The 12,647-nt window shown below is 60.9% G+C and carries 11 protein-coding genes; 9 read left to right on the forward strand and 2 right to left on the reverse strand.

The window, feature by feature from the left end; genetic code table 11:
- Positions 1-77: 77 nt before the first annotated feature.
- Complete coding sequence (locus tag I6E58_RS04710; RefSeq protein ID WP_197130949.1) at positions 78-1,178, reverse strand: ABC transporter ATP-binding protein; 1,101 nt, start codon at positions 1,176-1,178, stop codon at positions 78-80.
- A 188-nt stretch (positions 1,179-1,366) separates the two neighbouring features.
- Here I6E58_RS04710 and I6E58_RS04715 point away from each other — a divergent pair, with 188 nt between their 5' ends.
- The gene (locus I6E58_RS04715) at positions 1,367-2,344 is read left to right on the forward strand and encodes a thioredoxin domain-containing protein (protein WP_307841978.1); all 978 of its coding nucleotides are present in this window, start codon (positions 1,367-1,369) and stop codon (positions 2,342-2,344) included.
- A 79-nt stretch (positions 2,345-2,423) separates the two neighbouring features.
- On the opposite strand, the gene I6E58_RS04720 is transcribed toward I6E58_RS04715, so the two are convergent.
- Positions 2,424-4,241 (reverse strand): cytochrome c biogenesis protein DipZ, encoded by a 1,818-nt coding sequence (locus I6E58_RS04720; RefSeq protein ID WP_197130951.1) that lies wholly within the window; start codon positions 4,239-4,241, stop codon positions 2,424-2,426.
- Positions 4,242-4,876: 635 nt separating this feature from the next.
- Here I6E58_RS04720 and I6E58_RS04725 point away from each other — a divergent pair.
- From I6E58_RS04725 to I6E58_RS04760, 8 genes are all read left to right on the forward strand, one after another.
- Positions 4,877-5,524 (forward strand): fasciclin domain-containing protein, encoded by a 648-nt coding sequence (locus I6E58_RS04725; RefSeq protein WP_197130953.1) that lies wholly within the window; start codon positions 4,877-4,879, stop codon positions 5,522-5,524.
- A gap of 187 nt (positions 5,525-5,711) precedes the next feature.
- Complete coding sequence (locus I6E58_RS04730; RefSeq protein ID WP_197130955.1) at positions 5,712-6,881, forward strand: ROK family transcriptional regulator; 1,170 nt, start codon at positions 5,712-5,714, stop codon at positions 6,879-6,881.
- Positions 6,882-6,940: 59 nt separating this feature from the next.
- Positions 6,941-7,765, forward strand: coding sequence for an ABC transporter permease (locus tag I6E58_RS04735; RefSeq protein WP_231595143.1), 825 nt, complete (start codon positions 6,941-6,943; stop codon positions 7,763-7,765).
- Positions 7,765-8,523, forward strand: coding sequence for an ABC transporter ATP-binding protein (locus tag I6E58_RS04740; RefSeq protein WP_129072057.1), 759 nt, complete (start codon positions 7,765-7,767; stop codon positions 8,521-8,523). The genes I6E58_RS04735 and I6E58_RS04740 overlap by 1 nt, the downstream gene beginning before the upstream one ends.
- A 52-nt stretch (positions 8,524-8,575) precedes the next feature.
- Complete coding sequence (locus I6E58_RS04745; RefSeq protein ID WP_197130957.1) at positions 8,576-9,598, forward strand: ABC transporter substrate-binding protein; 1,023 nt, start codon at positions 8,576-8,578, stop codon at positions 9,596-9,598.
- The gene (locus I6E58_RS04750; protein WP_197130959.1) at positions 9,595-10,659 is read left to right on the forward strand and encodes a Gfo/Idh/MocA family protein; all 1,065 of its coding nucleotides are present in this window, start codon (positions 9,595-9,597) and stop codon (positions 10,657-10,659) included. Before I6E58_RS04745 ends, I6E58_RS04750 begins: the two co-directional genes overlap by 4 nt.
- A gap of 30 nt (positions 10,660-10,689) precedes the next feature.
- Positions 10,690-12,120, forward strand: a complete 1,431-nt coding sequence (locus I6E58_RS04755; RefSeq protein WP_197130962.1) for a sulfatase — start codon at positions 10,690-10,692, stop codon at positions 12,118-12,120.
- Positions 12,121-12,221: 101 nt separating this feature from the next.
- A complete protein-coding gene (locus I6E58_RS04760) occupies positions 12,222-12,641 on the forward strand; it encodes a DUF1761 domain-containing protein (protein ID WP_197130965.1) in 420 nt (139 codons plus the stop codon).
- The last annotated feature ends 6 nt before the right edge of the window (positions 12,642-12,647 follow it).

Below are 12,647 nucleotides of genomic sequence, written 5' to 3' on the forward strand. Positions count from 1 at the left end.
ATGTCCTTAAACAAGAACGAGCCCGCCGAACATCCGAACTGGGTTCGACGTCGACGGGCTCGATCGTAAAGCGAAAGTTAGCTTGCGACTACAGGCTTCTTGGTGAGGCGCAGGCCCGTCTCGGTGTCGAAGACGTGCACGTGGTGAGGCTCAGGGGTGAGGAAGACCTTGTCGCCGGCGTTCGGGTGCGAGCGGCCATCGACGCGAGCAACGATGTCAACACGCTCACCCTTGATGTCTGCGTGACCGTAGAGGTAACCGTCAGCACCGAGTTCTTCAACGAGGTCGACGTCTACCGGAAGACCGCTACCGGTCGTCGAGACGAGCACGTCTTCGGGGCGGATGCCGATCGTGACGGTCTTGGCGTCAGTGCCACCCAGCGTCTCAGCGTCAACCGCGACAACGGCATCACCGAACTGGAGGCCACCGTCGACGATGTCAACGCTGAACAGGTTCATGGCAGGGCTGCCGATGAATCCCGCTACGAACACGTTCTGAGGTGCTTCGTAGAGGTCGCGAGGGGTTCCGACCTGCTGGAGGAGGCCATCCTTGAGGACCGCAATGCGGTCACCCATGGTGAGCGCCTCAGTCTGGTCGTGAGTCACGTAAACCGTGGTGACCCCGAGTCGACGCTGCAGGCTAGCAATCTGCGTACGAGTCTGAACGCGCAGCTTGGCATCCAAGTTGGAGAGCGGCTCATCCATGAGGAAGACCTGGGGCTGGCGAACGATAGCGCGGCCCATGGCGACGCGCTGACGCTGACCACCCGAGAGGGCCTTGGGCTTGCGGCCAAGGTAAGGCTCGAGGTCAAGCAGCTTTGCCGCCTCGAGTACGCGTGCAGCACGCTCTTCTTTGTTGACGCCGGCGATCTTGAGCGCGAAGCCCATGTTCTCGGCAACCGTCATGTGCGGGTATAGAGCGTAGTTCTGGAAGACCATGGCGATGTCGCGGTCTTTCGGCGGAACGTCGGTGACATCGCGGTCGCCGATGAGGATGCTGCCATCATTGACCTCTTCGAGGCCAGCGAGCATGCGGAGGCTGGTGGACTTACCGCAACCCGAGGGCCCGACAAGTACGAGAAATTCGCCGTCTTCTACGTGAAGATTCAGCTTGTCTACAGCCGGAATCGTTGATCCCGGGTAGAGGCGGGTTGCATTGTCAAAAGTTACAGACGCCATTGTTCTAGTTTTCTCCTTCACCGGCAGGTACGTGCCGGACGATCCGTTGTGATGGACAGCGGTCGAAACCGCGTTGCGTCATTATTGCACTCTTTCGGGGGTCACTCGACCGAGTGGTCCACCCCAGAACGGTGCCGAACTTAGAGATCAGTTGGGTAATTCCCAGAGATTCCTTCTAAAATCGGTGGGTGCGCCGTAATTTCTGGGCGCCCGACACAGTGACACACATGGCGAATGAGGTTCGATTGAGCAACGGCAACTCCGGCGATGGCCGACTCACGAAGAATGAGCGTCGCGAAGCGGCACGGGAAAAAGCTCGCGTTCAGCGTGATGAACAAAAGAAGAAGGACCGCCGTACCAAGTGGATCCTTCAGGGCAGCGTCGGCCTAGCACTCGTTGCCATCGTCGCAGTCATCGCCTTAGTTTTGGTGAACTCCAACCAGCCCGCAGGCCCCGGCCCGCAGAACTTTGCCAGCGACGGCATCCAGCTCAATCAGGGGTTCATCGCCACACCGACCGATGCGCGCGCCTCAGATGCTGATCCAATCGCGAACGATCGGGATGAAGAATCCGGCGTTCTCGACATTCAAATCTATGTCGACTACCTCTGCCCGATCTGCGGTTCATTCGAGCAGACCAACGCGGAATACATCGAAAGTCTCGTAGAGAATGACGCCGCGACTCTCGAGATTCACCCCATTACGATTCTCGACCGCCTTTCGCAGGGCCAGCGTTATTCATCGCGGGCAGTGAACGCAGTGGCGTGTGTCGCTGACAGCTCGCCCAATGATTTCTACAGCTACCACAACACCCTGCTTTCCGAAGCCGTGCAGCCGGCAGAAAACACTGCTGGGCTCAGCAATGATGATCTCATCGACCTTCTCGATGTTGTCGGTGTGGAAAACACGGATGCAATCGCGGAGTGCATCACCGATGAGACTTTCAAGACCTGGGTCAAGAACTCGACCGCTCGTGCCCTGTCAGACCCGATCCCGAACTCGGATGTCGGAGAAGTGACCGGAACCCCCACGGTTCTTGTGAACGGCGTGAAGTACGAAGGTGCGGTCAACGACCTCGCTAGCTTCCAGGCCTTCCTCATTCAGGTCGCCGGCGACAACTTCAACGAGAACTCGACGCCGACCCCGACTCCCACTCCGGAGCCGTAACCAGCGCTAAGTTTTCCACGAAACAGGCCCCCGATCCATGAGGATCGGGGGCCTGTTTCGTTATGCAGAGGAGTGCTGGTTAGCCGAAGGTGTACGAGTACGCTTCAACGCCCTCGCTCACGGTCACCTCCAGTGTGCCGGTCTCAATCGTGTCTCCCTTGGGGATGATCGAGTATGAGTTCGGCGTACCGGAAACCTTGATGGTCTCCGTCTTGCCATCGCGCTTCACGGTGATCGTGCCTTCTCCACCGAGAACCATGCGAACTTCACTCGCGGTGTAGTTCAGCTTGATCGAGCCCTCGCCATTGCGGGGAGTCGCGTTCTGGAACGAAAGCTCCCAGTCGCCCTTGAGGGCGAAGCTGTTGTCCGCAAGCTTCGACGGGAAGCTGTAGGTGTTGGTTCCCGACGAATACTTCTGGTCGCCGCCGTAGTTCACTACCTTGCCGAGGCTGAGGTAGGTCTCCGGAGTCGTGGTTCCGGCTTCGGGAGTGTCATCGCTGACCTCGGTTGCTGGCGGCAACTGAACGTCAGGGTTGGCATCCACAAGGAGTTCGCGAATGAGCTTCTCGGTGGTCTGGTAGCTACCTTCACCGAACTTGATGTGGCGAACAACGCCCTCAGCATCGACGAGGTAATGTGCCGGCCAGAAGCGGTTGCGGTAGTTGGTCCAGGTGCTCAGGTTATTGTCGAGAGCAACCGGGTATTCGATCGCGTAGTTCTCGGCACCAGCCTTGACGTTCGCGGGAACCTTCTCAAACGCGTACTCGGGGGAGTGGACGCCGATGACGTTCAAACCGAGGTCCTTGTAGGCGTCGTACCAGCTGTTGATGTGCGGAACTGCACGCTGGCAGTTGATGCAGGAGTACGCCCAGAAGTCGATCAAAACGACTTCGCCGCGCAGCTCATCCAGAGTGATTTCTTCGTTGTTCTCGGTGTTGAACCATTCTTGGATGCCCTGAATGTCAGGAGCGATACCGCAGCTCTCGAGCTCGGTGCCACCGTTGGTGCACTGGTCGAGATCCTTGTTCTGCTCATTGACGAGGCCACCGAGGTTGAGCTGTTCTGCGATCTGTTCTGAGTTGCTGAACTGGTCTTGCAAAGCGCTCGTGTAGTCAGGAACGAGACGCTGGAGTGCCTGCGGCAGGTTGAAGACGAGGCCAATGGCCAGAGCGATCATGAGAACGCCACCCGTGACGCGAATCTTCTGCTGGTGCTTGCGGAACGTCTTGACGCGCTCGGCGACACGACGGCCGGCGAGAGCGAAGATGAGCAGCGGGAGAGCTGCACCGACAGCGAAGGTGATGGTGAGCACGATGGTCTCGGGCCCGATGCGTCCGGTCGAGCCAGCAACCGTGATCGCGGCGAGGACTGGTCCGGCACAGGGAACGTAGACGGCGCCGAGAGCGAGGCCAAGCACAAAGCCGCCCCGGTCTGTTCCCACATTCTTCTGCGGGATCCACGAGAAAGGCTTCTCCAGAATGTGCTGGAAAGCGGGGATGATCAGGCCAAGGCCGATCAGGACCAGAACAACGATGCCGGCCCAGCGCAGGAAGTCCTGCGGGAGGTTAAGCAGTGCCAGGATGAGGGAACCGATGAGCGTGAAGACGCTGAATGCGACAACAAGGCCGGCGATTACGAAGTAGGGGCGCCACGGTGAAACCTTGGGAGCAGCATCCTTCTCAGCAGTTGCTGTTGCCGTGGCTGTCTCGCTGATGGCGGCAGCATCGGATGCGGTGGGCATCGTGCGGCGAGCGAAGCGACGCTTCTTGGTTTCCCCCTCGCCGCGGGCGCTCATGGCACCACCAGACAAGAAGATGACCGGCAGGACCGGCAAGATACACGGGGATATACCCGTGATGATGCCTCCTAGGAAGCCGATGAGGGCGAGACTGAGCATGAGGTTCCTCCGCAGAACTGTGTGACGCCCGGAAGCCCGGGCGGTTGCACTCAGTTCGGAACCGTGGCCCGTAAGGGTTGGTCTGAGATTGCTACATCTTTACTCGTGGGGGTCTGCAGTGGGCTTCGGATGCCGTCGGAAGCGCCGCCCGAAGCGCCAGGCGAGAACGCTTCCGCCGAGGGCGACGGCCAGTGCGAGCACGGCGACGGCTAAGTAGCGCCACTCCGACGCGGGGGGGGTAGGGGAACGTATCTGACCAGTCGAGCCCGAGCCGCACGACGACGGCTCCCAGCATCCAACTCAGAAAGACGCCGCCCAGAGTGGCGAAGACCGAGGAGGGCGTCGGCCGGGGTCTGATCGCAGCGGTGGAGCGTCGAGTCATCGGGCGCGTCTTTCGGGTCGGTAGGAGCAGTCGAGAGGAGCAGTCGTTAGGTGCAGTCAGCAGAGCGATGGGGCCGTTGTGAGCCTACGCGCAACCAATCGCTACCTCCCTTATAGGCGAAAGCGATTTAAAGAAAGTTTGAAATAGTTCCAAACCCTTTTCGGGGGTGCCCCGAATAGTCCTGTGTAAGCCGGCAGCGAGTCGGTAAGCCGGGTCCATTCGGGGGCCACACACTTTCACCAAGGAGATTCACATGCGATCCATTAAGCGCAACACCATCGCCGCCCTCACGTTCGCTGCAGTAGCAATGGTCGGCCTCGCCGGTTGTTCCACTGGAGCAGCAGACGACACCGCAGCACCTGCTCCCGCAGAGAGCTCGCCGTCAATGGAGATGGACTACACGACAGACCTCGTCGGCGCCGGCTGTGCCGCCTACGCCGAGACCGTTCCGGATGGAAGCGGCTCGATCGTCGGAATGGCTCAGGACCCGGTAGCAGTAGCCGCGTCGAACAACCCGCTTCTCACCACCCTCACCGCAGCAGTATCCGGTGGCCTGAACGCCGACGTCAACCTTGTTGACACGCTCAACGGTTCAGAATTCACCGTCTTCGCTCCGGTCGATGACGCTTTCGCAGCACTTCCTGCTGAGACCGTAGAGGCACTCATGGACACGGCCAACGCCGACCTCCTGACGAGCATCCTCACCTACCACGTTGTCCCCGGCCAGATCTTGCCCGCCGACATCGCTGGTGAGCTCACCACCGTCAACGGCGAGACCGTAACCGTTGAAGGCAGCGGAGACAACATCACTGTCAATGGCGCCAACGTCATCTGTGGTGGCGTTCACACCGCCAACGCCACCGTTTACCTCATCGATGGTGTTCTTACCCCCGGTGCATAATTTGTAGCAAAACTCACGGGGATCCGCGCCTAGCGCGGGTCCCCGTTTTTGCGTTCCCGGGCCCGGAATTCTGGGGTTCTTGGCGCGAGAATACGTGGTAGACAGCTGACTCTAGGGTGCACGGAGCGATGCGGTTTCGTTACCCCGCGGCTTGACTTTCAACCGTCAACAGAGTTATTTTCTCTAAGTGAGCAATGAAGCCCTAAGCCGATTCGACGAAGCCACCTCCGTGCGTGCACAGGTGCTAACGATGCTGCGCGACCACGGTCCGCTACCCCGCATTGAACTCGCTCGGCGGGCGCACCTCAGCCCGACCACGATCACTCGAGCCGTAGCGCAACTGGCTGACGAAGGCGTGATCGTGGAGGGCAACTCCATCTCTCCCACAAAGCTCGGCCGCCCCGCCACCGAGATCTCCATCGTGCGCGACGCCTTCGTGGTCGTCGGCGTTCAAGTGGGCGTCGGCTTTGTGCAGCTCGGCCTCATCGATCTCCTCGGCGGCACAGTGGCCTCAAGCTCGCTCAGCTACGACATCGCTATTCCGGCCGCCGACGTTATGGTCGAAGCCGCTGGCGCGATCAACGCACTTATCGCGGCATCGGAATATGACCAGTCCATGGTCATCGGCGTCGGCGTCGCGGTACCCGGCCCCGTGGATGTCGCCGGCCGCAGCATCCTTCTCCCCATCAACCTCGACTGGCGAGACGTGCCCGTCGCCGACATTCTTGAGCCGCTGACCGGGTTACCCGTCACTGTGGAGCACAACGTGCGGTCCATGGCACTGGCCGAAGCCCGCTTCGGGGTAGCGAAAGACCTCGGCAGTGTCGCCTTCATCTACCTGCGCACCGGCCTCGGTGCCGGCCTCGTCGTCGAAGGCCAGCCCTTCGCCGGCGGCGTTCGCGGAGCCATCGAACTTGGCCACCTGCACGTCATCGACAACGGCATCGCCTGCGTCTGTGGCGGTAACGGATGCCTCGAAACTCTCGTGAGCGAAGGCGCCCTGCAGCGCCAGCTCGCCGAGGCCGGGGTTTCGGCGAACGGCGGGGGAGCGCTCACCGCGCTGTACGCGGCGGCCGACACGAACGACGTCGCCCGGGCATCCATCGACGCCATCATCACTCAGCTCGCCACCGCCATGTCAGCGATCGTGAACCTGCTGAACCCCGACGTGATTCTGCTCGGCGGCGCGCTCGCCGAGGTGCCCGAGGCTTTCTTCGAGCGTCTAACCGAGCAGACCCGCCAGCAAGTCTTTCCGCTTATCCGCCCCCTCGTTCGTATCGAGCCATCGTCGCTCGGCATGTACGCGGGAGTTCTGGGTGGCGGAACCGCAGCCCTCGAACGCTACTTCTACATCTAACCCATCACTTACCTACCCCACGAAGAGGATCAGACAATGACGTCGAACAGGAACGCGACATGAGCGAACGACAGGTCGAACCAGAGGCCCTAACCATGGCAACACCGACAGCCGTCGCGGAGGACACCGAAAAGGGCGAGCGTTCTCTCAAGGGTCTGTATGTGATCACGTTCTTCCTCGGGATCGGGATCTGGACGCTGAGCGCGGTACTCTCGCGCAACGCGTTGATCCCGACCCCGATCGACGTCATCGCGAGCTTTGCAGAACTCATCGGCAACGGCACCCTCTGGGGCCACACGGTAACGAGTCTCACCCGAGTCACGACTGGCTTCCTGCTCGGAGTAGCCCTCGCCATCCCGGCCGGCTTCCTCATGGGCTGGTACTGGCTTGCTCGAGGCTTGCTTGAGCCGTGGATTCAGTTCTTCCGCACCATCCCGCCGCTGGCACTCATCCCGCTCGTCATCGTGATCCTCGGAATCGGTGAAACCGCGAAGATCTTCGTGATCTTCCTCGCCGCCTTCCTCTCGTGCGTACTCGCTACCTTCCAGGGCGTGAGAAACGTGGATGTCACGCTCATCAACGCTGCGCGAGTGCTGGGCGCTGGAGACCTCACGATCTTCACTCGCGTCGTGATTCCCGCATCCACCCCGTTCATCTTTGTCGGTATGCGCGTCGCTCTCGGAGCATCGTGGGCCACGCTCGTGGCCTCGGAGTTGATCGCGGCGCCCACGGGCCTTGGCCGGATGATGCAACAGGCTGCGCAGTTCCTTCAAACCGACCGCATCGTCGTCGGCATCATCATGATTGGCGCCCTCGGCTTCATCATGGACCGTTTGCTTCTTCTCGCCGAACGGCGACTTACCCGCTGGCAGGAGACTCGCTGATGCCTCTCATCTCGATCAAAGACGTCACCAAGATCTACAACACGGAGCGTGGCCGCACGGTCAGCCTCGACAACGTCAGCCTTGACGTTGAACAGGGTGAGTTCATCACCCTCGTCGGCCCCAGCGGTTGTGGCAAGTCCACAATGCTCAACCTCGTCGGTGGTTTGCTCATGCCGACCTCGGGTCAGGTGCTCGTCAACGACGAACCCGTCAAGGGCCCCGGCCCCGACCGTGGCGTGATTTTTCAGCAGTACGCGCTGTTCCCGTGGCTGACCGCTCAAGAAAATGTGGAGTTCGGGCTTCGCCTGCAGAAGGTTCCCAAGAAGGAGCGGGCCGAACGGGCCATGCACTACTTGAGCCTCGTTGGTCTGCAGGACTTCGCCAACGCGCTTCCCAAAGAGCTCTCGGGCGGAATGAAGCAGCGCGCGGCCATCGCGCGGGCCTATGCCGTGCATCCGTCGGTATTGCTCATGGACGAGCCGTTCGGTGCCCTCGACGCCCTCACCCGAGTGCAGATGCAGGATGACCTGCTCGAGACCTGGGAGAAAGAAAAGCGCACCGTTGTCTTCATCACCCACGACGTGGACGAGGCCGTGTACCTCGCGAGCCGCGTTGTCGTGATGAGCCCACGCCCCGGTCGCATTAGCGAAATTATCGACGTTCCCCTCGCGTATCCCCGCGGGGAGGAGATTCGGCTCTCTCCGGAGTTTGCCGAGATCCGCGCCAGAGTCTGGCGCGGAGTGCACCACCACGAATGACCCAACCACTCATTACCCATTACGCATCAACAATCACAGGCAAGGACGCCCCATGAAGAAGAAAATGCTCGGCGCGGCAGCAGTCGCCGCAACATTTGCTCTCGCGTTGACCGGTTGCACGACAGACTCCGGCAGCACTGACAGCAGCGGCGATGAGCCCATCGCCATCAACGTTGGTTACATCGATACCAGCATCAACGGCGTTGGCATCATCGCCGTCGCGAACGACCAAGACCTTTGGAACAAGGCTGGCCTCGACGTTAACCTCGTTCCGTTCACCAACGGGCCCACGCAGATTCAGGCCATGGCCAGTGGATCACTGGACGTCGGCTACATCGGTGGTGGCGCCATGTGGATGCCCGCTTCCGGCCAAGGCACCGTTATTACACCCAACGAGAGCACCTTCGGTGACTACCTCATCGCTTCTCCCGAGTCGGGCGCTACCGGCATGGCAGACCTCAAGGGACTCAAGATTGGTGTTCCGGATGGCGGATCGGGCGAAATGATTCTCGCCCTCGCCCTGGAAGAAGCCGGTCTCACCGAGGCTGACATCGAGCGCATCCCGCTGGACCCGCCGAGCGTTGTATCGGCATTCGTTGCTGGCCAGATCGACGTTGCCGCCATCTTCTCGCCGCTGAGCGACCAGATCTTCGAGTCGGTTCCTGACGCGCAGATTATCGCGAACAACCGCGACTTCCCCGAAACCGAGTTCCTCGGAGCCTGGGTTGCCTCCAACGATGCCGCAGCGGACAAGACCGAAGCCCTCACGCGCTTCCTCGAAGTCTGGATCCAGGCCAACGACTACCGCATCTCGGACACCGAAGACACGGTTGCTCTCTCCGCGGCACTCTCGGGTGCTCCCGCTGACCAGCTGCAGAGCCAGGCCGATGGCCTCGAGTGGTGGACGTCTGACCAGATTCTGGCCGACAACGCTGATGGTGCCACGTTTGAACGCTTCGGTGCTTTCACACAGCTCTTCGTTGAGGTCGGTCGCCTGACCGCCGATGAAGCTGCCGCACCGGAAGACTTCATCAACGTCGACCTCTTCGCCGCCGCCAAGGACAACCTCAAGTGAGCAGTCGGCTAGGGACCGGTGCTCCGGTCCGCTTAGGGATCGTGGGCGCCGGGTTCGTAGCCGACTTCTATCTTCGAGCACTCGGCAGCATCCGCGGGCATGACGTAACGGTTGTTGCGGCACGCTCGGCGGAGTCGGGGGCAGCATTCGCGGAACGCTTCGGCATTCCGGTTGTTGTCTCCACTGTCGCTGAACTCGTGGAGCGCGACGACGTCGACATCGTCATCGTCGCGCTCCCTCAGGACCAACACGTTGCGGTTGTTGCCGCAGCGGCAGCCGCCGGCAAGGGCATCATTTGTACCAAGCCGCTCGGCCGCAACTCAGCCGAGGCTGCCGAATGCCTGCGCCTCGTTCGCGAAGCCGGCGTCTGGCACGCCTACGCCGAAACCGAAGTATTTGCTCCGGGCCTCGTGAAAGCGAAAGAACTCGTGGATGCCGGGGCCGTTGGTCGAGTGACCTCGGTTCGGGCGCGGGAATCCCACGGGCATCCGCACAAGCATGCTCGCGACGTCTCGCGTTCGGGCGGCGGACCACTGCGCGCTCTCGGCTGCCATTGCGTAGCCATCGGCCGCTGGTTCATCGGCTACGACACCGCTCCCAAGGAGGTCTTCGCGTGGGGTGCACGACTCTCGCGTGACGACGTCGAGACCGAAGATACTGCTGTTGCGCTCATTCGTTTTGAGGATGACCGCATGGCGCAGGTCGAAGTGAGTTGGGGCCACATTGCAGGGCTGGATGTGCGCAACGAGATTCACGGAACCGCGGGCTGGATCGGCACCGACGAAACCGGGGAGACGGGCATCCGTGCCTTCGCGGGAAACCCCGCCGACTATGTCGTCGAAAAGGCCGGAGCCGCCACAGGCTGGATCACTCCCGTGCCCGACGAGCCCTGGGTGTATGGCTACCACGGAGAACTCACCCACTTTGTGGAGTGCTATCGCGCGGGTGTCGAACCACGCCAAACCTTTGTTGATGGCTACATCGACAACGCAATCATTGATGCCGCCTACCGCTCGATGGAGTCCGGAACCTGGGTTCCGATCGACATGTCAGCGGTCTAGAGCAGCACGCTGAACGACGAAAGAACAACTATGACTGAGAACGCTAAGCGCCGCCCCAACATTGTGATGATCCTCACTGATGATCACGCTTCGCACGCCATTGGCGCGTATGGGTCGGTAGTGAACCAGACTCCGCGCATCGATGAGATCGCGCAGCTGGGGTGGAAACTCGACAATTGTTTCGCGACCAACTCGCTCTGTTCACCGAGTCGGGCATCCATTCTCACGGGGACATATAGCCACATCAACGGCGTCAGCACTCTCGTGACGCCGATCGATGCCAGCCAGCCCACCTTCGTGTCGCAGCTGAAAGAAGCGGGCTACCGCACGGCCATAGTCGGAAAGTGGCATATGGGTGATGGCGGCGACGCCGACCCGCAAAACTTCGACTACTGGGATGTGCTCATTGAGCAGGGCGAGTACCACGATCCGAAATTCTTGAACCCGGATGGGCTGCGCACGGTTCCCGGCTATGCCACCGACATCATCACCGATCTTTCGCTCCAGTGGGTTGACGAGCTCGACGGCGACGACCCGTGGTGCGTTCTGATTTATCACAAGGCACCGCACCGCCCGTGGGAGCCCGATGAGAAGCACGCCGGCATGTACTCCGACCCCATCCCGGTGCCCGCGACCTTCACCGACGACTACGAAACGCGCACGTCGTCGGCTCGCCGGGCCGCGATGCGCATCGCCGAAAACCTCAACGAAGACGACCTCAAGCAGACGCCACCCGAAGGGCTCACCTACGATGAGCTCGCCCTGTGGAAGTACCAGCGCTTTATGGAGGACTACCTTGCCTGCGTCGCCTCGGTCGACGACAACGTTGGCCGTGTCACCGACTGGCTGAAAGAGCGCGGCGATTTCGACGACACCCTCCTCATGTACAGCTCGGATCAGGGTTTCTTCTTGGGCGACCACGGTTGGTTCGACAAGCGCTTCATGTACGAAGAATCGCTGCGGATGCCGTTCGTGCTCAGCTATCCAGCGCAGCTCGCGGCGGGCAAGTCGTACGAGGGCATCGTGACCAACGTTGACCTCGCGCAGACCATCCTCGATGCGGCCGGCGTCGAGCACCACCCACGCATGCAGGGTCGTAGCCTCTGGCCCGACCTCATTGAAACCCCGGATGTCGAACCTGCCGAGGGTATGTACTACCGCTACTGGGAGAACGACGATGTTTTCCATCGCGCGCCCGCCCATTACGGGTACCGCACCGACCGCTACAAGCTGATCTTCTTCTACAACGACGGATTGGGTGTGCCCGGAACCGGGCCCTTCTCGTACCCCTCCGAGTGGGAACTCTACGACCTCAAAACCGACCCCGATGAGCTCAACAACGTCTACGGAACACCTGAATATGCTGAAGTCGAAGCCGACATGAAGGTCAAGATGTGGAAGGCGCAGGCCTCCTTCAAAGACGAGCCGCACCCCAGCCAGCCGAAACCGGTCGGCGTCTAAAACTTTTCTATAGTTTTTTGCAGCGCACGTGTCGATTCGGCACGTGCGCTGCGTCATGTCAGTGAGGGCAGGGAAATCCCCGGCCTCGAAAGGACATGATGATGCTGAACTTTCTGGCCATTGCCGTAGCGACGGTGGCAGGAATGCTCGTGGGATGGGCCTGGTTCTCGCCAGCCGTTCTCGGTAAGCCGTGGGCGGCGCGAGCCGGAATAGAGCTGAGTGCGAAGACTCCCGGGTGGGCGTATCTGTTGGCGCTCGTGGCCACGGCCATAACGGCAACGGTGCTGGCGCTTGCGGCGGCGATCGCCCACGGCCAGTTTGGCGGCTCGTTTCTGGCGGTCACGCTGGCGGTGGCATCCATTGGCTGGCTCGGGTTCACCGCATCGCGTAACGCTGTCGAGTATCTTTTTGAGAAGAAGTCCCCGACGCTGTTTGCGATCGATATGGGTCATCAACTCGCAGTTCTCATCGTCATGTCCGTTGTCATCGGCCTCTTCGGCCACACGTCACAGATCGGTTAGGGAAAA

It is taken from the genome of Salinibacterium sp. SWN1162 (assembly GCF_015864675.1).
Lineage (GTDB): Bacteria > Actinomycetota > Actinomycetes > Actinomycetales > Microbacteriaceae > Rhodoglobus.